Source organism: uncultured Xylophilus sp. (assembly GCA_913776965.1).
Lineage (GTDB): Bacteria > Pseudomonadota > Gammaproteobacteria > Burkholderiales > Burkholderiaceae_C > Xylophilus.
Genome location: CAJYQL010000084.1, coordinates 41919 through 65447 on the forward strand (window position 1 = coordinate 41919; position 23529 = coordinate 65447).

Sequence of the window (23529 nt, forward strand, 5' to 3'; positions counted from 1 at the left end):
CGGGCGCTGGAGACGTTTTTTCGCATGATCTCTACAGCGAGCCCTTGGTGGACGGGATCACCCCGGCCGAACGCGGGTCGCGCTCCAGCGCGGCGCGCAGCGCGCGGGCAAAGGCCTTGAACACCGTCTCGCACTGGTGGTGGGCGTTGATGCCCTTCAGGTTGTCGATGTGCAGCGTCACGCCGGCGTGGTTGGAGAAGCCCTGGAAGAACTTGTAGACCAGCTGGGTGTCCAGCGTGCCGATCATCCCGGCGGTGAACGGGATGTGCAGGTGCAGGCCGGGCCGGCCGGAGAAGTCGATCACCACCCGCGACAGCGCCTCGTCGAGCGGCACGTAGGCATGGCCGTAGCGGCGGATGCCCTTCTTGTCGCCGACCGCCTTGGCGAAGGCCTGGCCGAGCGTGATGCCGACATCTTCCACCGTGTGGTGGCCGTCGATGTAGAGGTCGCCGTCGGCGCGGATGTCGAGGTCGATCAGCCCGTGGCGGGCGATCTGGTCGAGCATGTGGTCGAAGAACCCGATGCCGGTCGCGAGCGTCGCGCGGCCGGTGCCGTCCAAGTTGATCCGGACGGTGATCTTGGTTTCGGCGGTGTTGCGGCTGACCTCGGCGGTGCGGTCGGCGTTCGGGTCAGCCGGGGCATCGCTGCCGGCGGGAAGGGCGGTGGTCATGCGGCGGTGGGGGCGGCGGGAACGGGGGAAGCGGCGAGGACATCGGCCAGCGCGGCGAGCATCTGCGCGTTCTCGGCGGCGGTGCCGACCGTCAGGCGCAGGCATCCGGCCAGCAAGGGATGCATTGTAGAAACGTTCTTGACAAGCACCTTGCGGGTGCGCAGCGCATCGAACGCCGCCTTCGCGCCGGCGGTGCCGCCCGGCAGCCGCACCAGCACCATGTTGGCGTCGCTAGGGAACGGCTCGGCGCCCGGCAGTTCGGCCAAGGCGGCCAGCAGCCGGTCACGTTCGGCGCGGATGTCGGCGGCCTGCGCTTCGAACACCGGAGCGTGCTCCAGCGCGAACAGCGCACATTCGGTGTTCAGGCTGCTGATGTTGTAGGGCGGGCGGACCTTGTCGATCTCGGCGATCAGGGCGGCCGGCCCCATCAGGTAGCCGATGCGGGCGCCGGCGAGGCCGAACTTGCTTAGGGTGCGCAGCAGCAGCACGTGGCCATGGCGCGCCGGCTCGGCACGGATGCGGCCCTGCCAGCTGCGGGAGGCGAACGGCTGGTAGGCCTCGTCCACCACCACCAGGCCGCCGGCCTCGGCCGCGGCGGCGATGACACGGTCCATCGCCGCGTCGTCCCAGAGGTTGGCGGTCGGGTTGTTGGGGAACGCGAGGTAGGTGACGGCCGGCCGTTCGCGGGCGATGGCGGCGCACATCGCCTCGGCGTCGAGCGCGAAGTCGGCCGCGAGCGGCACGCCGACGAAGCGTAGGCCCTGCAGCTGGGCGCTCATCGCGTACATCACGAAGCCCGGCAGCGGCGCGAGGATCGCGGGCGCGCGGCCGTCGGGCGTCTCGTCGGCCGGCACGTCGCAGGCCATCGCGACCAGCGAAATCAGCTCGTCCGAGCCGTTGCCGACGATCAGCGCATGCCCGTCGGGCAGGCCGGCATGCGCGGCGAGGGCCGCCCGCAGGTCGTCGATGCGCGGGCCGGGATAGCGGTGCAGCGCGACCGCGCCGAGCCGCGCGCCGAGCGCCGCCTGCAGGTCCGCCGGCAACGGATGCGGGTTCTCCATCGCGTCGAGCTTCAGCATGCCGGCGGCGTCCTGCACCGCGTAGGCATGCATGGAGCGCACGTCGCGCCGGATGCGGTCGAGCGGGGACGGTGCGGCCGCGGTCACGGTGCGGGCTTCAGGCGCAGCTCGGCCGCCCGGGCGTGGGCCTGCAGGCCCTCGCCGTAGGCCAGCGTGGCGGCGATGGTGCCGAGGGTCTGGGCGCCCTGCTCGCTCACCTCGATCAGGCTGCTGCGCTTCTGGAAGTCGTACACGCCGAGCGGCGACGAGAAGCGCGCGGTACCGCTGGTCGGCAGCACGTGGTTCGGCCCGGCGCAGTAGTCGCCCAGGCTCTCGGAGGTGAAGGCGCCGAGGAAGATCGCGCCGGCGTGTCGCAGCAGCGGCTCCCAGCGGTGCGGGTCGCGGCTGGAGACTTCCAGGTGCTCGGGCGCGATCCGGTTGCTGATGTCGCAGGCCTCTTCCATGCTGCGGGTCAGGATCAGCGCGCCGCGGCCGGTGAGGCTCTTGGCGATGATCGCGGCGCGCGGCATCGTCGGCAGCAGCCGGTCGATGGCATCCTGCACTGCGTCGAGGTAGGCGGCGTCGGGGCACAGCAGGATCGACTGCGCCAGCTCGTCGTGCTCGGCCTGGCTGAACAGGTCCATCGCCACCCAGTCGGCCGGCGTGCTGCCGTCGGCCAGCACCAGGATCTCGCTCGGGCCGGCGATCATGTCGATGCCGACGGTGCCGAAGACCCGCTTCTTGGCGCTCGCCACATAGGCGTTGCCGGGGCCGGTGATCTTGTCCACCTTCGGCACCGTGGCCGTCCCGTAGGCGAGCGCCGCCACCGCCTGCGCGCCGCCGATGGTGAAGGCGCGGGTGACGCCTGCCACGTGGGCCGCCGCCAGCACCAACGGGTTCTTCTCGCCCTTCGGTGTGGGCACCACCATCACGATCTCGCCGACGCCCGCGACGTGGGCCGGAATCGCGTTCATCAGCACCGACGACGGGTAGGCCGCCTTGCCGCCCGGCACGTAGATGCCGACCCGGTCGAGCGGCGTCACCTTCTGGCCGAGCAGCGTGCCGTCTTCGTCGCGGTAGCTCCAGCTCTCGCCGCTCGCCCGCTTCTGGGCCTCGTGGTAGGTGCGCACCCGGCGTGCAGCGGCTTCGAGCGCCTCGCGCTGCACGGCGGGCAACCCGTCGAAGGCGGCTTTCAATTCGGCCTGGGTCAGTTCCAGTTCCGCCACGCCGGCCGCGGCCAAGCCGTCGAACCGGGCGGTGTAGTCGAGGACCGCCGCATCGCCGCGCGCCTGCACGTCGGCCAGGATGTCGGCCACGCGCTGCTCGATGCCGGCGTCGGTCTCGGCCGACCAGTGCAGCCGGGCCTGGAAATCGGCCTCGAAAGTGGCATCTGCGCAGGACAGGCGGGCGGGTCTAGCTATCAAATCCATAGTATCGGGTGCAAAACCGTCAGGCGGGGCGGACGGCCGAGGCGAAGGCATCGACGATGCGGCGGATCGGCTCGCGCTTGAGTTTCATCGCGGCCTGGTTGACCACCAGCCGCGAGCTGATGTCCATGATCCGCTCGACCTCGACCAGCTGGTTGGCCTTCAGCGTGTTGCCGGTGGAGACCAGATCGACGATCGCGTCGGCCAGGCCGGTGAGCGGCGCGAGCTCCATGCTGCCGTAGAGCTTGATCAGGTCCACGTGCACGCCCTTGGCGGCGAAGAACTCGCGGGCGATGCCGACGTACTTGGTCGCGACCTTCAGCCGGGCGCCCTGGCGCACCGCCTGGGCGTAATCGAAGTCGGCACGCACCGCGACGCTGACCCGGCAGCGGGCGATCTGCAGGTCCAGCGGCTGGTAGAGCCGGCTGCCGCCGCCCGCATGGTCCATGTTGTGCTCGATCAACGTATCGAAGCCGGTCACGCCGAGATCGGCGCCGCCGTATTCGACATAGGTCGGCACGTCGCTCGCGCGGACCAGCACCACCCGCACCTCGGGCCGGTTGGTCGGCAGGATCAGCTTGCGGGACTTCTCGGGATCCTCCAGCACCTCGATACCGGCGGCCGCGAGCAGCGGCAGGGTCTCGTCGAAGATGCGGCCCTTGGACAAAGCAAGCGTGATCACGATTGCGACTCCTGTTTATCGAGCGTGATCACCGCGCACCTCCCTGCGCCGCCCACTCGGCCGGCGTGAAGGTCTTCATCGACAGCGCATGCACCTCGTCGGTCTGCATCCGGCTGCCCAGCGTCGCGTAGACACGCTGGTGGCGCTGGATCGGGCGCTTGCCCTCGAATTCAGGGGACACGATGGTCGCGTACCAGTGGCGGCCGTCGCCTTCGAGCCCGATGTGCTCGCAGGGAAGGCCGGCGCGGATGATGGAGATCAGCTCGTCGGCGGTCATGGCAGGTGGGATGCAGGAATTCAGTGGCGGATCTTGTAGCCGATGCGCAGCAGGTGCAGCGCCAGCGCGCTGGTCGCCGCCCAGGCGCCGCCGACGATCGCCAGGCTCAGCCAGGGCGAGGCATCGCTGATACCGAAGAAGCCGTAGCGGAAGCCGTCGATCATGTAGAAGAACGGGTTGAGGTGGCTCACCGCCTGCCACACCGGCGGCAGCGAGCCGATCGAATAGAACACGCCGGAGAGGAACGTCATCGGCATGATCAGGAAGTTCTGGAACAGCGCCATCTGGTCGAACTTCTCGGCCCAGAGCCCGGCGATCAGCCCGAGCGTGCCGAGCAGCGCCGCGCCCAGAAAAGCAAAGACGAAGATCCACAGCGGTGCGACGAAGCTCAGCTTCGCGAAGAACAGCGCCGTGACCGCGAACACGCCGAGCCCGACCGCCAGCCCGCGCACCACCGACGACCCGACGTAGGCTAGGAACAGCCCGCGGTGCGACAGCGGCGTGAGCAGCACGAAGACCAGGCTGCCCATGATCTTGCTCTGGATGATCGAGGACGAGCTGTTGGCGAAGGCGTTCTGCAGCACGCTCATCATCACCAGGCCCGGCACCAAGAACGCGGTGTAGGCGACCTGGCCGTAGACCTTCACATGGTCTTCCAGCGTGTGGCCGAAGACCAGCAGATAGAGCACCGCCGTCAGCACCGGTGCGCCGACGGTCTGGAAGCCGACCTTCCAGAACCGCAGGACTTCTTTGTAGAACAGCGCGCGCCAGCCGAGAAGATTCGTCATACCGCCATCTGCCACTTGTGGCCCTGTTCTGCTGCCATCACCTCGAGGAACACGTCCTCCAGGTCGGCCTTGCGGATCTCCACGTCCTCGACGGTCAGACCGGCCTGCCGCACCGCGGCGAGGTAGTTCTCGATCTCCAGCGCGCCGTGGGCCGGCAGCTGCACGATGCGGCCGGTGACCCGCGCCTCGGCGGCCAGCGCCGGCGGCAGCTCGCCGTCGATCTTGAAGCGCAGCACGTTGCCCGACGCCATGCGGATCAGGTCGCTGGTGCGGTTGAGCGCGACCAGCTTGCCGCGCTTGAGCATCGCGATGCGGTGGCAGAGCGCTTCCGCCTCTTCCAGGTAATGCGTGGTCAGCAGCACGGTGCTGCCTTCGCGGTTGAGCCGGGCGATGAACTGCCAGAGCGTCTGGCGCAGTTCCACGTCCACGCCGGCGGTCGGCTCGTCGAGCACGATGATCGGCGGCTTGTGCACCAGCGCCTGCGCCACCAGCACCCGGCGCTTCATGCCGCCCGACAGCTGCCGCATGTTGGCGGTCGCTTTGTCGGCGAGGCCGAGGCTTTCGAGCAGTTCGTCGATCCAGGCCTCGTTGCCGCGCACGCCGAAGTAGCCGGACTGGATGCGCAGCGTCTCGCGCACGTTGAAGAAGGGGTCGAACACCAGCTCCTGCGGCACCACGCCCAGCTTGCGGCGGGCGGCGGCGAAGTCGGCCTGCACGTCGCTGCCGTCGACCAGCACCCGGCCGCCGGTGGCACGGGCCAGGCCTGCGAGGATACTGATCAGGGTGGTCTTGCCGGCGCCGTTCGGGCCGAGCAGCCCGAAGAATTCGCCCGGCTGGATGTCGAAGCCGACACCATCGAGTGCCTGGAAGGGCCCGCGCGGTGTGGAGTAGGTCTTGGAGACGGACTGGAAGGAAATGGCGGGCATGAGCCCGCGATTTTAAGTCGGCGCCTGTCGCCGCGTCGGGCGGGGGCCTCAGGCGGCCGGCAGCAGGCCGGCCACGCCGTAGAGGCCGGCCAGCCCCCGCAGCCGCGGATGCAACCCGCGCACCGCGAACGCACGCCCCAGCGCCACCGCTTCGCGGCGGCAGGCGAGCAGGACCGCGAGTGCGGAGGAGTCGAAGCGCTCCAGCGCACTCGCATCGGCCACCACCGGCTCCCGGCTGGTGGCGAGCCCCTGGGTCAGCATGCGCAGGCAGGTGCGCGCCTGGGCATGGGTGAGTTCGGCGGGCAGCACCAGCACCTGCGCGGCGGCGCCTTCCGACGGGATCACGGCGGTGTCGGTGGCGCCCATCCGGTCAGCTCCGCTGGCCGCTGTTGGAGCGGTTGCGCGCGGCGAGCGTCGCGATCAGGCCGTCCACGCCCTTCGCGTTGATTTCCTGCGCGAACTGGCTGCGGTAGGTCTCGACCAGCCAGACGCCCAACACGTTGAGGTTGTAGATCTTCCAGCCGGCGCCCTGACCCGGCGTCTTCTCAAGCCGGTAGTCGAGCTGGATCGGGTCGCCGCGGCCAACGACCTCGGTGCGGACCACGACTTCCTTGTCGTCGGGCGACGCACGCAGCGGCTTCACGTTGACACTCTGGTCGCTGACCTGCGCCAGCGCGCCGGAGTAGGTGCGCACCAGCAGCGTCTTGAATTCGTCTTGCAGCCGCTTCTGCTGGTCGGGTGTGGCCTGGCGCCACTGCGGGCCGACCGCCGCCGCGGTCATGCGCGGGAAGTCGACGTTCGGGATGATGCGGGTGTCGACCAGCTGCATCACCTTGTTGACGTCGCCGCCGCGCAGCGCCGGATCGGCCTTGATCGCGTCGAGCGTCTCGGCCGACAGCCGCTTGATGAAGGCGTCGGGCGCTTCGTCGGCCGCGTGCGAGGCCAGGGGCAGCGCCAATGCGCCGAGCGCCGCGAGACCGAGTGCCCAATGGGCGAGGAATCGTCTTTTCATATCGTGTCCTTGGATGGTGCCGGACGGCCGGAACTGGCCGCCCCTCTTGGCAGATTGGAGTCGCAGGCGGGATTCAGTTCCAGCCGGGTCTGTTGCCGATGCAACAGGCTGCAACCCCTGTCAACGGAAGCGCCCGATCGGCGGCACGCCGATGGGGTTCTGGTTGCCCTCGTCACTGTCGTTGAGGTCGCCATCGCTATCGCCTGCATTTCGCGGCTGGTTCCGCCGGAGCTGCAGATAGGAGTCGCGCGTGAAGCTGTACTTGTCGAGCGCAGCCTGTTCGATGACCGATGTCGCACCCAGGAGGCTGGCACGGATATCGACCACGCGCAGCGCGAACAACGAGTTGCGCACGCTGTTGTCGTCGATCTCGGACAACAGGTTGCCCTTGAAATCGACGGGCAACGCAGCGGTGTCGCGTACCGTGGAAGGACCGAGGATCGGCAGCACCACGTACGGACCGGTCGGCACGCCATAGTGTGCGAGCGTCTGGCCGAAGTCCTGGCGACGGTACGGGATGCGGGCGGCGCCGGCGATGTCGATCAGCCCGCCGAAGCCCAGGAACGTGTTTACGCCGAACCGGATCGCGGTTTCCCCGGCGGCCTGCGGCTTCAACTGCAGGACGTGGTTCACGAAGGACCATGGCTCGGTCAGATTGCGGAAGAAATTGCCGACACCCGCCCGCACCGGATAGGGCGTCGCATCGCGATAGACGGTCGCGACGGGCCTGAGCACCGCGCGGTCCACCGCTTCGTTGAACTCGAACACCCCTCGGTTGAAGGGCTCGAACGGGTCGCGGGGATTGCGGTCCGGTCCCGTCGCGCAGCCGCCGAGCAGTGCCGCCGTCGCGATCAGCCCGGCGGAGGTGGAGATGCGGAGGAATGTCGTTGTCATTTCTTGGTTCCCGGTGCCGGGGTCGTCGGGCCCTCGGCCGCCTTGTTGTAGAGGAATTGGCTGATCAGGTTCTCGAGCACCACCGCCGACTGGGTGGTGGTGATCAGGTCGCCGGCCGCGAGGTTCTTCGCGTCGGCGCCGGCTTCGATGCCGATGTACTGTTCGCCGAGCAGGCCGCTGGTCAGGATCTTGAGCGAGCTGTCTTTCGGGAACTGGAAGCGGTCCTGCAGCGACAGGCCGACGGAAGCCTGGAAGGTCTTGTCGTCGAAGGTGATCGATTCCACCCGGCCGACCACCACGCCGGCGCTCTTCACCGCAGCCTGCGGCTTAAGCCCGCCGATGTTGTCGAAGCGCGCCGTGACGCGGTAGGTCGACTGGAAATTCAGCCGCAGCAGGTTGGCCGACTGCAGCGCGAGGAACAGCACCGCCGCTGCCCCGAGCAGCACGAACAGGCCGACCCACACATCGCTTCTGGAACGTTCCATGGCGCGCTTTCCTTCTCTCTTGTCTATCTTGGTCAGATGCTGAACATCATCGCGGTCAGGATGAAATCCAGGCCGAGCACGGCGAGCGACGACACCACGACGGTGCGGGTGGTCGCACGCGATACGCCCTCGGGCGTCGGCCGGGCGGTGTAGCCCTGCAGCAGCGCGACGAACGACACGGTGAAGCCGAAGACGATGCTCTTGACCACGCCGTTACCGACGTCGCGCAGCACGTCGACGCCGCCCTGCATCTGGCTCCAGAAGGCGCCGCCGTCGATTCCGATCATCACCACGCCGACCAGCCAGCCGCCGACGATGCCGACGGCGCTGAACACCGCCGACAGCAGCGGCAGCGCGATCACGCCGGCCCAGAAGCGCGGCGCCAGGATGCGGCGCACCGGGTCGATCGCCATCATCTCCATCGCGCTGATCTGCTCGCCGGCCCGCATCAGACCGATCTCGGCGGTGAGCGAGGTGCCGGCGCGGCCGGCGAAGAGCAGCGCGCTCACCACCGGCCCGAGTTCGCGCACCAGCGACAGCGCCACCAGCAGCCCCAGCGCGTCCGACGCGCCGTAGCGCTGCAGCGTATAGTAGCCCTGCAGGCCGAGCACGAAGCCGACGAACAGGCCCGAGACGGCGATGATCGCGAGCGAATAGTTGCCGAGGAAGTGGATCTGTTCCGACACCAGCCGGAACCGCCGCAACACCGGTCCGGCCAGCAGCACCAGCCGCGCGAACAGCCGTGCGCCCATGCCCAGGTCGGACAGCTTGCCGCGCACCGCGAAGCCGATGTCGGCCGGATGCCACCATCTCATGGGTTCGCCCCCGGCAGGGCACCGCCGAAGTCGGCATCGACCGGCGGCGCGGGATAGTGGAACCGCACCGGGCCGTCGGCCTCGGCGTGGATGAACTGGTGCACCAGCGGGTCGGTGCTGGCGCGGATCGTGTCGGGCGGGCCTTCGGCGGCGATGCGGCCGTTGGCGAGCACGATCACGTGGTCGGCGATCTGTAGCGTCTCTTCGACGTCGTGCGACACCACGATGCTGGTGAGCCCCATCGCATCGTTCAACTGGCGGATCAGCCGGGCCGCGATGCCGAGCGAGATCGGGTCGAGCCCGGCGAAGGGCTCGTCGTACATGACGAGTTCCGGGTCCAGCGCGATCGCACGGGCCAGCGCCACCCGGCGGCTCATCCCGCCGGAAATCTCGCTGGTGCGCAGATCGCGCGCGCCGCGCAGGCCGACCGCGTCGAGCTTCATCAGCACGATGTCGCGGATGAGTTCGTCCGGCAGGTCGGTGTGCTCGCGCAGCGGGAAGGCCACGTTCTCGAACACATCGAGGTCGGTGAACAGCGCGCCGAACTGGAACAGCATGCCCATGCGCCGCCGCGCGGCGAACAGGCCGGCCGCGTCCAGCGTGCCGATGTCGCTGCCGTCGAACAGCACCGCGCCGCGCTGCGCCCGCACCTGGCCACCGATCAGCCGCAGCACGGTGGTCTTGCCGCCGCCGGACGCGCCCATCAGCGCAGTGACCTTGCCGCGCGGCACCGCGAGCGTCACGCCTTCGAGGATCGACCGCCCGCCATAGCCGAAGGTGACGTCGCGCAGTTCGACGAACGCGGCAGGCGGAGCGGCGGGAAGGTCGTGATCGATGTTGCCCATGGAAACGAAAAAAGCCGGACGGCGCCCGGCTCTTTCGATGATAAGGGATGCAGGGATTACCCGATCCGGCGGCGCTTCATCGGGGAAGATCGCTGAAGCCCATCAGGAACTCGTCGACCGCGCGCGCGGCCTGCCGGCCTTCGCGGATCGCCCACACCACCAGCGACTGGCCGCGGCGCACGTCGCCGGCGGCGAACACCTTCGGCACGTTGGTGGCGTAGCCGCCGGTGAAATCGGTCGTGGCCTTGGCGTTGCCGCGGGCGTCCTTGTCGATACCGAAGGCGTCGAGCAGCGGCGAAACCGGGCTCACGAAGCCCATCGCCAGCAGCACCAGGTCGGCCTTCAGCACTTGCTCGGAGCCGGCGACCTCGACCATCTTGCCGTCCTTCCATTCGACCCGCACCGTCTTCAGGCCGGTCACCTTGCCGCCTTCGCCGATGAATTCCTTGGTCGAGATGGCGAACTCGCGGTCGCAGCCTTCCTCGTGGCTGGAGCTGGTGCGCAGCTTGTACGGCCAGTAGGGCCAGGTCATCGGCCGGTTTTCCTCTTCCGGCGGCTGCGGCATCAGCTCGAACTGGGTGACGCTGACTGCACCGTGCCGGTTGCTGGTGCCGACGCAGTCGCTGCCGGTGTCGCCGCCGCCGATCACGATGACGTGCTTGCCGTCGGCGCGCAGCTGGCTCTTCAGCTTGTCGCCGGCGTTGACCTTGTTCTGCTGCGGCAGGAACTCCATCGCGAAATGCACGCCGTCTAGCTCCCGGCCGGACACCGGCAGGTCGCGCGACTGCTCGGCGCCGGCGGTCAGCAGCACCGCGTCGAATTCCTTCTGCAGCTGCTCGGGCGTCACGCTCTCCTTGGCCCAGTTGGTGACCTTCGAGCCCTTGCCCAGCGGGTCCTTGGCGGCGCCGACGACGACGCCGGTGCGGATCGTCACGCCTTCGGCCTTCATCTGCTCGGCGCGGCGGTCGATGTGGGTCTTCTCCATCTTGAAGTCGGGAATGCCGTAGCGCAGCAGGCCGCCGACCCGGTCGTTCTTCTCGAACAGCGTCACGTCATGGCCGGCGCGGGCCAGCTGCTGGGCGGCCGCCAGACCGGCGGGGCCGGAGCCGACCACCGCGACCTTCTTGCCGGTCTTGTGCTTGGCGACGCGCGGCTTGACCCAGCCTTCCTTCCAGGCGCGATCGATGATCGCGTGCTCGATCGACTTGATGCCGACCGCGTCGTCGTTCACGTTGAGCACGCAGGCCGCCTCGCAGGGCGCGGGGCAGATGCGGCCGGTGAACTCGGGGAAGTTGTTGGTCGAATCCAGCACCGCCCAGGCGTTCTTCCAGTCCTGCTGGTACACCAGGTCGTTGAAGTCCGGGATGATGTTGTTGACCGGGCAGCCGCTGTTGCAGAACGGCGTGCCGCAGTCCATGCAGCGCGCGCCCTGCACCTTCGCCTGCTGGTCGTCGAGGCCGACGACGAATTCCTTGTAGTGCTTCAGGCGCTCGTCGACCGGGCGGTAGCCCTCCTCGAGGCGCTCGAATTCCATGAAGCCGGTGGTCTTTCCCATAGCCGTGTTCCTTGCGATGTCGTGGGTTTCCGGACAGGCCTTACTTGGCCGGGACCGCTTCTTTTTTCATAGCAGTCGGCGCAGGCGTGTCGGGCGCCATCACCGCTTTCTTGTCGAAAATCTCGGCCAGGGCACGCTTGTACTCGGTCGGGAAGACCTTGACGAACTTGCCGCGGGCCTCGGCCCAGTTGTCGAGCAGTTCGCGGGCGCGCTTGCTGCCGGTCCAGCGGTTGTGGTCCTCCAGCAGCTTCTTCAGCGTGGCCTCGTCGGTCTGGTCGCGGTGCCAGGTCTTGCGGTCGCCCGCGGCGGTCTGCTCGGCGGTGGTCGCGATCTTCTCGAGCGTGACCATCGACAGGTTGCAGCGCGAGGCGAACTGGCCGTCCTCGTCGTAGACATAGGCGATGCCGCCCGACATGCCGGCCGCGAAGTTGCGGCCGGTCTTGCCGAGCACCGCCACCGTGCCGCCGGTCATGTATTCGCAGCCGTGGTCGCCGGTGCCTTCCACCACGGTGGTGGCGCCCGACAGGCGGACCGCGAAGCGCTCGCCGGCGACGCCGGCGAAGTAGGACTCGCCGGCCGTCGCGCCGTACATCACCGTGTTGCCGACGATGATGTTCTTCGCCGCCTCGCCGCGGAAGTCCAGGCTCGGGCGCACCACGATCCGGCCGCCCGACAGGCCCTTGCCGGTGTAGTCGTTGGCTTCGCCGATCAGGTACAGCGTGATGCCGTTGGTCAGGAACGCGCCGAACGACTGGCCGCCGGTGCCTTCGAGCTGGATGTGGATCGTGTCGTCCGGCAGGCCCTCGGGATGCACCCGCGTCACCGCGCCCGACAGCATCGCGCCGACGGTGCGGTTGACGTTCTTCGCGGCTTCCATGAAGCGCACCCGCTCGCCGCGCTCGATCGCGGCCTTCGACTTCTCGATCAGCCGGCGGTCGAGCGTGTCGCCCAGGCCGTGGTCCTGCTGGTCCATGTGGCGGCGGGCCACGTCGGCCGGCACCTGCGGGTAGGCGAACAGCCGGCCGAAGTCCAGACCGCGGGCCTTCCAGTGCTCCACGCCCTGCTTCATGTCGAGCAGGTCCGCGCGGCCGACCATGTCGTCGAACTTGCGGATGCCCAGCTGGGCCATGATCTGGCGCACTTCCTCGGCAATGAAGAAGAAGAAGTTGACGACGTGCTCGGGCTTGCCCGAGAACTTCTTGCGCAGCACCGGGTCCTGCGTGGCCACGCCCACCGGGCAGGTGTTCAGGTGGCACTTGCGCATCATGATGCAGCCCTCGACCACCAGCGGCGCAGTGGCGAAGCCGAACTCGTCGGCGCCCAGCAGCGCGCCGATGGCGACGTCGCGGCCGGTCTTCATCTGGCCGTCGGCCTGCACCCGGATGCGGCTGCGCAGCCGGTTGAGCACCAGCGTCTGCTGGGTCTCGGCCAGGCCGATCTCCCACGGGCCGCCGGCATGCTTGATCGACGACCACGGCGATGCGCCGGTGCCGCCGTCGTGGCCGGCGATCACCACATGGTCGCTCTTGCACTTGGCGACGCCCGCGGCGATGGTGCCCACGCCCACCTCGGACACCAGCTTGACGCTGATGCCGGCGTGGGGCGCGACGTTCTTCAGGTCGTGGATCAGCTGGGCCAGATCCTCGATCGAGTAGATGTCGTGGTGCGGCGGTGGGCTGATCAGGCCGACGCCCGGCACGCTATGGCGGAGCTTGCCGATGTAGTCGGACACCTTGCCGCCCGGCAGCTGGCCGCCCTCGCCGGGCTTGGCGCCCTGGGCCATCTTGATCTGGATCTGGTCCGCGCTGCTCAGGTACTCGGCGGTGACACCGAAGCGGCCCGAGGCGACCTGCTTGATCTTGGAGCGCAGCGAGTCGCCGTCCTGCAGCGGCAGGTCGACTTCCACGTTGGCCGCGCCGATCACGCTCTTGAGCGTGTCGCCCTGCTTGATCGGGATGCCCTTCAGCTCGTTGCGGTAGCGGTGCTCGTCCTCGCCGCCCTCGCCGGTGTTGCTCTTGCCGCCGATGCGGTTCATCGCGACGGCGAGCGTGGCGTGCGCTTCGGTCGAGATCGAGCCGAGCGACATCGCGCCGGTGGCGAAGCGCTTGACGATCTCCTTGGCCGGCTCGACTTCCTCGACGGGAATCGCCTTCGACGGGTCGATCCTGAATTCGAACAGGCCGCGCAGCGTCATGTGGCGGCGGCTCTGGTCGTTGATCAGCTGGGCGTACTCCTTGTACGTGTTCCAGTTGTTCGCGCGGGTCGAGTGCTGCAGCTTCGCGATCGCGTCGGGCGTCCACATGTGCTCTTCGCCGCGGGTGCGCCAGGCGTATTCGCCGCCGGCGTCCAGCATGTTCTCGAGCACCGGGTCGTCGCCGAAGGCGGCCTTGTGCATGCGCAGCGCTTCCTCGGCGATCTCGAACACGCCGATGCCTTCCACGCGGCTGGCGGTGCCGGTGAAGTACTTCTGCACCGTGGCGCTGTTCAGGCCGATCGCCTCGAACAGCTGGGCGCCGCAGTAGCTCATGTACGTCGACACGCCCATCTTGGACATGATCTTCGACAGGCCCTTGCCGATCGCCTTGACGTAGTTGTAGATCGCCTTGTCGGCCGACAGGTCCGACGGCATGTCCTTGTGCATCGCTGCCAGGGTTTCCATCGCCAGATAGGGATGAACCGCCTCGGCGCCGTAGCCGGCGAGCACCGCGAAGTGGTGCACCTCGCGGGCGGTACCGGTCTCGACCACCAGGCCGGCGGTCGTGCGCAGGCCCTCGCGCACCAGATGCTGGTGGATCGCCGACAGCGCCAGCAGCGCGGGGATCGCGACCTTCTCGGCACTGACGCCGCGGTCGCTGATGATCAGGATGTTGTGTCCGCCCTTGATCGCGTCCACCGCTTCGGCGCAAAGCGAGGCGAGCTTGGCTTCGACACCCTCGCGGCCCCAGGCGAACGGATAGGTGATGTCGAGCGTGGCGCTGCGGAACTTGCCCTGGGTGAACTGCGCGATGTCGCGCAGCTTGACCATGTCGTTGAAGTCGAGCACCGGCTGGCTCAGTTCCAGCCGCATCGGCGGGTTGACCTGGTTGATGTCGAGCAGGTTCGGCTTCGGGCCGACGAAGCTCACCAGCGACATGACGATCGCCTCGCGGATCGGATCGATCGGCGGGTTCGTCACCTGGGCGAACATCTGCTTGAAGTAGTTGTAGAGCGGCTTGTCCTTGGACGACAGCACGGCCAGCGGGCTGTCGTTGCCCATCGAGCCGATGCCCTCCTCGCCGTTCTTGGCCATCGGCTGCATCAGGAACTTGATGTCTTCCTGGGTGTAGCCGAAGGCCTGCTGGCGGTCGAGCAGCGCCACGTCGCTGGCGGGCGCCTCGCCGCTGCCTTCGACGTCGTCGAGCTTGATGCGCAGGTTCTCGATCCACTGCTTGTACGGCTTGCTGTTGGCGAGGTTCGCCTTCAGCTCGTCGTCGTCGATCATGCGGCCCTGCTCGAGGTCGATCAGCAGCATCTTGCCGGGCTGCAGACGCCACTTGCGGATGATCTTGTTCTCGGGCACCGGCAGCACGCCGGCTTCGGAACCCAGGATCACGATGTCGTCGTCGGTCACGCAGAAGCGCGAGGGGCGCAGGCCGTTGCGGTCGAGCGTGGCGCCGATCTGGCGGCCGTCGGTGAAGACCAGCGACGCCGGGCCGTCCCACGGCTCCATCATCGCGGCGTGGTATTCGTAGAAGGCCTTGCGGCGGCCGTCCATCGTGGTGTGCTGCTCCCACGGCTCGGGGATCATCATCATCACCGCGTGGCTGATCGGGTAGCCGGCCATCGTAAGCAGCTCGAGGCAGTTGTCGAAGGTTGCGGTGTCGGACTGGCCGGCGAAGCTGATCGGATAGAGCTTCTGCAGGTCGGCGCCGAGCACCGGGGACGACATCACGCCCTCGCGCGCCAGCATCCAGTTGTAGTTGCCGCGCACCGTGTTGATCTCGCCGTTGTGGGCGACGTAGCGGTACGGGTGGGCCAGCGGCCACTCGGGGAAGGTGTTGGTCGAGAAGCGCTGGTGCACCAGGCCGATCGCCGAGACGCAGCGGGTGTCCTGCAGGTCGAAGTAGTAGGTGCCGACCTGGTCGGCCAGCAGCAGGCCCTTGTAGACCACCGTGCGGCTCGACATGCTCGGAACGTAGTATTCCTTGCTGTGCTTCAGGCCGAGCGCCTGGATGTTGGCGCTGGCGGTTTTGCGGATGACGTAGAGCTTGCGTTCCAGCGCGTCCTGCACGATCACGTCGGCGCCGCGGCCGATGAAGACCTGGCGCAGGATCGGCTCGGTCTTCTTCACCTGCGGCGACATCGGCATCTCGCGGTTGACCGGCACGTCGCGCCAGCCGAGCACCACCTGGCCTTCGGCCTTGATCGCACGCTCCAGCTCCTGCTCGCAGGCGAGGCGCGAGGCATGCTCCTTCGGCAGGAATACCATGCCGACGCCGTACTCGCCCGCGGGCGGCAGGGCGACGCCCTGCTTCGCCATTTCCTCGCGGTAGAGCGCATCCGGGATCTGGATCAGGATACCGGCGCCGTCGCCCATCAGCTTGTCGGCTCCCACCGCGCCCCGGTGGTCGATGTTCTCCAGGATCTTGAGCGCGTTGGTCACGATGTCGTGACGCTTCTCGCCCTTGATGTGAGCGACGAAGCCGAGGCCGCAGGCGTCGTGCTCGTTGCTCTTGGAATACAGACCGTGTTGTTGGAGATACTCGATCTCGGCAGCCGTCGTCATGGCGTGCTCCTTCATGTCGCAGGGATTCGCGGGGAACCGGAGCATAGTTCACAGCAACTCCGGTGCCAAGATGAACAATAGGGGTCAGATTCCCATTAATCGCCGACTGAATTTATCGGGATTAAAAAGGGGACATATCAGAAACGATAGCGCACAGTGCAGGTACGGCGGGCACTAGAGAGCTAAACGGTGCTAAACCGATTGCGATTTTCGCGGTCGCCCCGCTTTCACGCGGTGGAGCCGCCGCTCCGTCTGCCCCTGCAGCGTCTGCAAAAACGCTTCCGAACCCAGCGCCCAACCGTTCCGCGTGGCATCCACCAGAGCGGCTTCGGTCGCTCCGCCGATGCCCCGGTGCACCAGTTCGGCGTATGCCGCCTCGCGGGCGAACGGCGTGTTGCCCAGCGCCCAGTACTCCGCCGGCGGCGTCACCAGCCGGTCGAAGGCGGCGCCCGCGTAGTGGGCATGGCTCGACCAGCGATGGTCTGCCGGCCGCGCCACCAAGCCGGAAGCCACCGGCTGCAGGTCCATGTGGACCATGCAGGCGAGCAGATACCGTTCGCGCTCCAGCACGGTCGAGCGGTAGCGCCCTTCCCAGAGCGTGCCGGTGCGGCCGTGGCGGTCATTGAAATAACGCACATAGCGACGGCCGATCGCCTGCACCCACTGCGACAGCGCATCATCCTCGGGCGTGGCGAGCAGCTGCACCTGGTCGTCCAGCAGCACCCAGGCGTGCAGCGCCACCCGGTACGCCTGCGCATATTCGCCCCACAGTTGCAGCAGCAGCGACCGGTCGGCATCGTCGCGCACGATCGGCTGGCCGGCGTTGCCGCGCAGCAGGATGTGGTGGGGATGGCCGGGAACGGCGAGGCGCGGAAGGCGGGCCATGGTCGGTGGGATGCGCCGTGCGCGGTGGGCCTAACGGGCGGTGCGGGGAAGCGGCGATGCTATCCGCTCGCGCGGCCGGCGGACGCGTGTCAGGCAGCGACGACGGCCGCCGGCAGGCCGGGGAAGCGGGTCGCCTCCAGGTCCTGCAGTCCGAACTCCGCCAGGATCGCCCGCAACCGCTCAGCGGCGCTGCGCTTCTTCTGGCCGGTGCGGCGCGCCACGATCAGCTCGTTCTTTAGGCTGTGCTCCCAGCCGACCAGCTCGGTCACGGTCACCTGGTAGCCGCAGGCCTCTAGGTATAGGCAGCGCAATACGTTGGTGAGCTGGCTGCCCATCTCGCGGGTGTGCAGCGGATGGCGCCAGAGTTCGGCCAGCGGCGTGCGCGACAGCGCCAGCGCCTTGTGCTGGCGCAGGCAGGCGGCGACCTCGGCCTGGCAGCAGGGCACCAGCACCATGCAGCGCGCCTCCTTCTGCAGGCCGAAGGCGATCGCGTCGTCGGTCGCGGTGTCGCAGGCATGCAACGCGGTGACGATGTCGATCTGCGCCGGCAGCGCCTCGGACCGGGCCGATTCGGCGACCGACAGGTTCAGGAACGACATGCGGTCGAAGCCGAGCCGCTCGGCCAGCGCACGCGACTTCTCCACCAGTTCCGGCCGGGTCTCGATGCCGTAGATGTGGCCGCCCGGCAGCGCCTTGAAGAACAGGTCGTAGACGATGAAGCCGAGGTACGACTTGCCCGCGCCGTGGTCGGCCAGAGTCGCGTGCGCACCGCCCTCGGGCAGTTCGCGCAGCAGCGTCTCGATGAAATGGAACAGGTGGTAGACCTGCTTCAGCTTGCGGCGCGAATCCTGGTTGAGCTTGCCGTCGCGGGTCAGGATGTGCAGTTCCTGCAGTAGCGCGACCGACTGGCCCGGCCGGATCTCGGGCGCCTGGATGGCGGCGGGCGCCGGAGCCGGCGTGGCGGTCTTGGATTTTTTCATGGGTCGGTCGGCGGATGGCGCCGTGCGCTGCCCGGTCCGACGTCGAGCGCGGCCCAGCCGGCGGCGCCCAGGTCTTCGAGCAGCGCCATGTTGCGGCCGAAGATGTCCTCGGCATCGGGGAAAGCCTCGACCGCCCGGTCGATGCTCGCCTCGCGCAGCAGGTGCAGCGTCGGCCAGGGCGCGCGGTTGGTGGCGTTGGTGATGTCGTCCGCCTCGGTGCCGGCGAACTGGTAGCGCGGATGGAAGCTCGCGAGCTGCAGTTCGCCGTCGTAGCCGAGGCGGGACAGGCGCTTCTCCGCGCGGGCGGCAAAGGCGTGGAAGTCGAGGAAATCGCCGAGCAGCCGCGTTGCTATCAAAAGCGTAGTGTCTCGCGCAGACGGGGCGTGCGCCAGCAGCGTTTTCGCTTCGGATTCCAGCGCGTCGAGCAGATCCTGCTCCTCCTCCGCATCGCAGACGGCGTAGTGCACCTGGCCCTTGACCTGCACCGCCTTGGCGAAAGGGCAGAGGTTGAGCCCGATCACCGCCCGGTCGACCCAGCGGCGGGTGTCGGCGATGGCCTGGGCGGCGGTGTCGTCCGGGAAAAGGGAATGGGCGGGCATGCGGTGCGACGCCGGCGGGCGGCGAAGGGGCGCGATTCTACCGACGCCCCCTGTCTCCCTCGCTTTTCAGGGCCACGCCGGCATCGTCCGCTCCGCCGGCGGGCACCCGCTGCAGCGGACCCGCGGCGTGCATCAGGCCCGGGCCGGGTGCCCCGGGCTCAGCCGAACACGCGCTGGCCGGTCAGCCGCTCGTGCTCCCGGGCGGCGAAGCGGTCGGTCATGCCGGCGATGTAGTCCGCCACCACCCGGTGCGGCGACGGCCCCGTGCCATCGCCCGCAGCGGCAGCGGCGGCCTTGTCGGCATAGCCGCCGCGCATTTCGGCAGGCGCCGCGCGGTAAGCATCGAACAGTTCGCGCACCACCCGGCGGGCCCGGCCGGTCATGTCCATCACCTGCGGATGGCGGTACAGGTTGTGCATGAGGAAACGCTTGAGCACCGCCGATTCGGCGCGCATCGTGTCGCCGAAGCACACCAGCGCCGGGCCGCGGCGGGCGGCGTCGGCATCCTGCGGCGCGGCGGCCGCGAGGCGCGCGCCGGTCGCGGCGATCACGTCGTAGACCTGCGCACTCAGCATCCGGCGGATCGCCTCGTGCAGCAGGCGGCGCGGGCCGCGGCCTTGCGCCAGTCCGGGATGGTCGGCGAGCGCCTCGCGCCGGTAGCGGTCGAACAGCGGCACCGCCTCCATCTGCTCCAGCGTCACCAGGCCGGAGCGCACGCCGTCGTCGATGTCATGGGCGTTGTAGGCGATCTCGTCGGCCAGGTTGCAGAGCTGCGCCTCCAGGCTCGGCTGGGTGCGGTCCAGGAAGCGCCGCCCTACTCCGCCCGGCTCGGCCGCCTCCAGCGCGACGGCGTGGGCGCGCGAGCAGTGTTTCAGGATGCCCTCGCGCGTCTCGAAGGTCAGGTTCAGGCCGTCGTACTGCGGATAGCGCTCTTCCAGCCGGTCCACCACCCGCAGGCTCTGCAGGTTGTGCTCGAAGCCGCCGTGCGCCGCCATGCAGGCGTGCAGTTCGTCCTGTCCGGCATGGCCGAACGGCGTGTGGCCCAGGTCGTGCGCCAGCGCGATCGCCTCGACCAGGTCCTCCTCCAGCTCGAGCGAGCGCGCGATCGATCGGCCGAGCTGCGCCACCTCCAGCGAATGCGTCAGCCGCGTGCGGAACAGGTCGCCCTCGTGATTCAGGAACACCTGGGTCTTGTAGACCAGGCGCCGGAACGCGGTGGAATGGACGATCCGGTCGCGGTCGCGCTGGTAGTCGCTGCGGGTCGGCGCCGGCGACTCGGGATGGCGGCGGCCCCGGGTGCGCTGCGGATCGCAGGCATAGGCCGCACGAGGCGTGGAATTCACAAGGAAAAGCGGGTTCTGCGCCGGTGCAGCGAGCGCCGGCAGCTATGCATTAAATAGCATCACCCCGGCAGCAGGCGTCGATCACCGTGCGCACCAGCGCGTCGGGCGCCGCCCGCACCACCGCCCGGCCGGGCCCGTCGATCAGCACGAAGCGGATCTCGCCGCCTTCGGACTTCTTGTCCACCCGCATCAGCTGCAGGTAGCGGCCCGCGTTGTCGGCAGTGTCCAGCACCGGCCCGACCACCGGCAGGCCGGCGCGGCGCACCAGCGCGGTCAGCCGCGCGACGAAGGCCGCGTCGACCAGGCCCAGCCGCTGCGACAGCGTCGCCGCCATGACCATGCCGCAGCCGACCCCCTCGCCGTGCAGCCAAGCACCGTACCCCAGGCCCGCCTCGATCGCATGGCCGAAGGTGTGGCCGAAGTTCAGGATCGCGCGCAGGCCGGCCTCGCGCTCGTCGGCACCGACCACCTCGGCCTTGATCTCGCAGCTGCGGCGCACCGCATGGGCCAGCGCCGCGACGTCGCCGGCACGCAGGGCGTCGATGTGCTCCTCGATCCAGCCGAGGAAGGCCATGTCGTGGATCGGGCCGTACTTGATGATCTCGGCCAGCCCCGCGCTCACCTCGCGCGGCGGCAGCGTGGCGATGGTGCCGAGGTCGCACACCACCAGCCTCGGCTGGTAGAACGCGCCGATCATGTTCTTGCCGAGCGGATGGTTGATCGCGGTCTTGCCGCCGACCGAGGAATCGACCTGCGCCAGCAGCGTCGTCGGCACCTGCACGAACGGTACGCCGCGCATGTAGCTGGCGGCGGCGAACCCGGTCATGTCGCCCACCACGCCGCCGCCAAGCGCGAACAGCACGGTCTTGCGGTCGCAGCCGTTCTCTAGCAGCACGTCGAAGATGCGGTTGAGCGTCGCCCAGTCCTTGTGCGCCTCGCCGTCGGGCAGGACGACGGTGTGCACACTGCGAAAGCGCACGGCCAGCGCGGCGCGCAGACGGTCGCCGCAGAGCGGATCGACGGTAGTGTTGGTGACGACGACCGCGGCGGCGGCAGACGGCAGGTCGGCGTAGGTGGTGGGGTCGGCCAGCAGGTTCTGGCCGATGGTGATCGGGTAGCTGCGGTCGCCGAAGGCGATGGGGACCTGTGTGGCGGGTGCGAAAGCAGAAGAGGGTGCCATGAGCGAAAGAGCCAAAGCGGCCCAGGTGAAGTGGGCGTGGGACGGGACGATGCACGTTGCCCGCGTGGCCCGGGGCAGGCGGGTGCGACGGCGAGTGTATTGCCCACCGCATGGTGCCAGGCACGCCGCCGCCGCCGATCAGCGCAGCGATGGCTTCTCATCGACCGTCGCCGCCGCAGAGTCTTGGGTAGCGGCGTCGGTGCCGATCAGGCCGGCGAGTTCCAGTTGCATCAGCACCGTGCCGACCAGCATCGGAACCGACCGTCGGGCGTTCTCGACGACGAAGTCCGCCACCTCGCGGTAGAGCGGATCGCGGACCGCATGCAGCTCACGCAGTTTGGCAAGCGGATCCTGCACCTGCAGCAGCGGCCGCTGCACGTCGTGGCGCAGGCGACGCGCCAGCTCCTCCGGTGCGGACCGCAGGTAGACCACCCAGCCGGTCGCACGCAGCACGTTGCGATTGGCCTCCCGCAGCACGATGCCGCCGCCGGTGGCGAGCACACCTCGCGGACGGCGGCACAGCTCCGCAAGCACCGCCTGCTCGACGTCGCGGAAAGCCGCTTCGCCTTCGCGGTCGAAATAGTCGCGGATGCTGCAGCCGAGGTGCTGCTCAATGACTTGGTCCGAATCGAGAAAGGGCTGCTGCAGCCGGCGCGCCAGATGGCGACCGACCGTCGACTTGCCCGAACCCGGAAGGCCGACCAGGATCACTTGGCCCGCCCGACCGGTAATCGGGGCAGTCGCGTCTGCAGACGGTGCCATGAAGGGAGACCGCGACCTGGCCGTCACTGGATCGTCTTGATGACGGTCTTGGCGATGGTGTCGGACTTGAAGGTGATTTCGATAGGGACCCTGACCGCCGAACAGTCGGCCGCCGTGCCTTTGGCGTTCGTCGCGTCGACGGACAGCACCAGCGGGGTGCGCAATCCGATCGGACGTGCATCGAGGACCGGCGTACCGGAGACTACGGTCACCGTCGCATCGGAGTTCAAGGACTTCACTTCGACCGTGGTGTTGGCGGGCGCCGCGAAGCCGGCGGGAGTTCCGACGTAGACGATGCCTAAGGTCTGTTTGCACACGCCACCCAGACTGAATCCGTTGACAATTTGGCCTCCGGTACGAGCGTTGTAGAGATCGAGCCGGCTCGGCGCCGTGACGGCCAATTGCAAGGAACCGCTGATCTGCGTCCCGTCGCCCAGGCGGGTCGATGCCGCAACGGTGGCAGGCGTGCCGTCCGCAGGCCGCGGCTCCTGCACGATGTACGGCACGGTACAGCCGCCGCCCGACGTCACACAACCGCCGCGGCTGGATGTGCCGACGGCACCGTAGTCAGTAGTGAACACTACAGGGACGCCGTCGGCGACAGGATTTCCATTGCTATCGACGATCCGAACCGTCAGGTCGCTACGATCGCCCGTGATTTCGGAATTCAAGTTGAACTTGGTCGCAGCCAAGTCGAAACCGCGCTGCGTGGCCTGTCCGGTGGTCACGGTCAATTGATCGGACTGCGACGTGATCGCACGTCCCTCGACCTGCGCGCGGATCACCACGGTGGTCGCGACCGACTTGGACGACACGCTGGTCACCACTACTCCGTCACTGTCGCTCGTTGCCTTGACGATGTTGAGCGCCACGTCGCCGCTGCCGGTGCTCACGTCACTGGACCGGACCGCACTGAAGACGACACTTACACCCTTGACGGGTGTATTGGCCGCATCCACCACGCGAAAGCGTAGCGCAGCCGATTCCGACCGACCGTTGCCTCCGGAACCGGCGATGACGATTGAACGGTCCGCCGGCACCACGTCCAGGAAATTGAGTGCTGTTGCCAACGTCTGCGGGTCGATCTGCGCGGCAGGGGGTGCACTGGTGATTGCCAAATTGGCCGTACCGGTGATCGTTTGCGCCGTCGTCCCGTTCGCGGGGGTGAGGCTGACGCTGCCCTGCACGGCGGTAGCGCCGGTCGCGCTCGTGCTGGTCGCACGCGCTTCGACGACTGCACGCCCGGAAGCATCGGTCAGGGCCGTAGCTGCCGCAGGTGAAATCGTGAGCAACGAACCGCCGGCTTCGCTGAACCTGACGATGCTGCCTGCTACCGGCGCGCCAGCAGCGTTGCGCACAGTAGCGCGCAGTTGGGCTACCTCGGAAGCGGTGATTGCATTGGTTGCGGCGCCGGAGCCATTGAGCACTTCGACCGTCAACGTTCCGGCAACCTGCGTAGCCGCTCCGCTGCCGGGCCCCGCTATCGGCGTGCCCGCACCACCGCCGCCGCCGCCGCAGGCAGCCACCAATCCCACGGTGCAACTTAATACCAAACTCTTCAAAAAACGCATCGTATTTCCT

Annotated in this window: 22 protein-coding genes; all 22 read right to left on the minus strand. The window is 68.3% G+C overall.

All coding sequences use genetic code 11. The features are described from left to right. Positions 1–31 precede the first annotated feature (31 nt). The 22 genes from hisB to QZ500_RS12805 all read right to left on the minus strand — a co-directional run bounded on the left by hisB (position 32) and on the right by QZ500_RS12805 (position 23519). Positions 32–670, minus strand: coding sequence for an imidazoleglycerol-phosphate dehydratase HisB (hisB, locus tag QZ500_RS12700; RefSeq protein WP_295855772.1), 639 nt, complete (start codon positions 668–670; stop codon positions 32–34). Next, positions 667–1782: an aminotransferase class I/II-fold pyridoxal phosphate-dependent enzyme gene (locus tag QZ500_RS12705; RefSeq protein WP_295855816.1), complete on the minus strand. Its 1116-nt coding sequence runs from the start codon at positions 1780–1782 to the stop codon at positions 667–669. The genes hisB and QZ500_RS12705 overlap by 4 nt, the downstream gene beginning before the upstream one ends. A gap of 50 nt (positions 1783–1832) precedes the next feature. Then, positions 1833–3158, minus strand: coding sequence for a histidinol dehydrogenase (gene hisD, locus QZ500_RS12710; RefSeq protein ID WP_295855773.1), 1326 nt, complete (start codon positions 3156–3158; stop codon positions 1833–1835). Positions 3159–3177: 19 nt separating this feature from the next. Next, positions 3178–3837 (minus strand): ATP phosphoribosyltransferase, encoded by a 660-nt coding sequence (gene hisG / locus QZ500_RS12715; protein ID WP_295855774.1) that lies wholly within the window; start codon positions 3835–3837, stop codon positions 3178–3180. A gap of 28 nt (positions 3838–3865) precedes the next feature. Continuing rightward, positions 3866–4114 (minus strand): BolA family protein, encoded by a 249-nt coding sequence (locus tag QZ500_RS12720; protein ID WP_295855775.1) that lies wholly within the window; start codon positions 4112–4114, stop codon positions 3866–3868. A 20-nt stretch (positions 4115–4134) separates the two neighbouring features. Further along, positions 4135–4902, minus strand: a complete 768-nt coding sequence (locus QZ500_RS12725) for an ABC transporter permease (protein WP_295855776.1) — start codon at positions 4900–4902, stop codon at positions 4135–4137. Continuing rightward, on the minus strand, positions 4899–5828 hold the full coding sequence (locus QZ500_RS12730) for an ABC transporter ATP-binding protein (protein WP_295855777.1): 930 nt from the start codon (positions 5826–5828) through the stop codon (positions 4899–4901). Before QZ500_RS12730 ends, QZ500_RS12725 begins: the two co-directional genes overlap by 4 nt. Before the next feature lie 48 nt (positions 5829–5876). After that, positions 5877–6143 (minus strand): STAS domain-containing protein, encoded by a 267-nt coding sequence (locus QZ500_RS12735; protein WP_295855817.1) that lies wholly within the window; start codon positions 6141–6143, stop codon positions 5877–5879. Between the two features lie 55 nt (positions 6144–6198). After that, a complete protein-coding gene (locus QZ500_RS12740; RefSeq protein WP_295855778.1) occupies positions 6199–6840 on the minus strand; it encodes a phospholipid-binding protein MlaC in 642 nt (213 codons plus the stop codon). A gap of 120 nt (positions 6841–6960) precedes the next feature. After that, positions 6961–7734 carry a VacJ family lipoprotein gene (locus tag QZ500_RS12745; protein ID WP_295855779.1) on the minus strand — a complete coding sequence of 258 codons (774 nt, stop codon included), beginning with the start codon at positions 7732–7734 and terminating at the stop codon, positions 6961–6963. Further along, complete coding sequence (mlaD, locus tag QZ500_RS12750) at positions 7731–8219, minus strand: outer membrane lipid asymmetry maintenance protein MlaD (RefSeq protein WP_295855780.1); 489 nt, start codon at positions 8217–8219, stop codon at positions 7731–7733. Before mlaD ends, QZ500_RS12745 begins: the two co-directional genes overlap by 4 nt. A 32-nt stretch (positions 8220–8251) precedes the next feature. Then, entirely contained in the window at positions 8252–9034 is a 783-nt protein-coding gene (gene mlaE, locus QZ500_RS12755; protein ID WP_295855781.1) for a lipid asymmetry maintenance ABC transporter permease subunit MlaE, read from the minus strand. Then, positions 9031–9879: an ABC transporter ATP-binding protein gene (locus tag QZ500_RS12760; RefSeq protein WP_295855782.1), complete on the minus strand. Its 849-nt coding sequence runs from the start codon at positions 9877–9879 to the stop codon at positions 9031–9033. The genes mlaE and QZ500_RS12760 overlap by 4 nt, the downstream gene beginning before the upstream one ends. A gap of 76 nt (positions 9880–9955) precedes the next feature. After that, complete coding sequence (locus QZ500_RS12765; protein ID WP_295855783.1) at positions 9956–11434, minus strand: glutamate synthase subunit beta; 1479 nt, start codon at positions 11432–11434, stop codon at positions 9956–9958. 40 nt (positions 11435–11474) lie between these two features. Next, positions 11475–16199, minus strand: a complete 4725-nt coding sequence (locus tag QZ500_RS12770) for a glutamate synthase-related protein (RefSeq protein WP_295855784.1) — start codon at positions 16197–16199, stop codon at positions 11475–11477. 192 nt (positions 16200–16391) lie between these two features. Further along, positions 16392–17084, minus strand: coding sequence for a transposase (locus QZ500_RS12775; protein ID WP_295855785.1), 693 nt, complete (start codon positions 17082–17084; stop codon positions 16392–16394). Positions 17085–17173: 89 nt separating this feature from the next. After that, a complete protein-coding gene (locus QZ500_RS12780; RefSeq protein ID WP_295855786.1) occupies positions 17174–18064 on the minus strand; it encodes an SAM-dependent methyltransferase in 891 nt (296 codons plus the stop codon). Then, positions 18061–18663 (minus strand): DUF1415 domain-containing protein, encoded by a 603-nt coding sequence (locus QZ500_RS12785; RefSeq protein ID WP_295855787.1) that lies wholly within the window; start codon positions 18661–18663, stop codon positions 18061–18063. Before QZ500_RS12785 ends, QZ500_RS12780 begins: the two co-directional genes overlap by 4 nt. Before the next feature lie 158 nt (positions 18664–18821). Continuing rightward, positions 18822–20006, minus strand: a complete 1185-nt coding sequence (locus QZ500_RS12790; protein WP_295855788.1) for a deoxyguanosinetriphosphate triphosphohydrolase — start codon at positions 20004–20006, stop codon at positions 18822–18824. Between the two features lie 49 nt (positions 20007–20055). Beyond that, entirely contained in the window at positions 20056–21186 is a 1131-nt protein-coding gene (aroB, locus tag QZ500_RS12795) for a 3-dehydroquinate synthase (RefSeq protein ID WP_295855789.1), read from the minus strand. A gap of 138 nt (positions 21187–21324) precedes the next feature. Further along, complete coding sequence (locus tag QZ500_RS12800) at positions 21325–21948, minus strand: shikimate kinase (RefSeq protein WP_295855790.1); 624 nt, start codon at positions 21946–21948, stop codon at positions 21325–21327. A gap of 23 nt (positions 21949–21971) precedes the next feature. Continuing rightward, positions 21972–23519: a hypothetical protein gene (locus QZ500_RS12805; RefSeq protein ID WP_295855791.1), complete on the minus strand. Its 1548-nt coding sequence runs from the start codon at positions 23517–23519 to the stop codon at positions 21972–21974. Between the last annotated feature and the right edge of the window lie 10 nt (positions 23520–23529).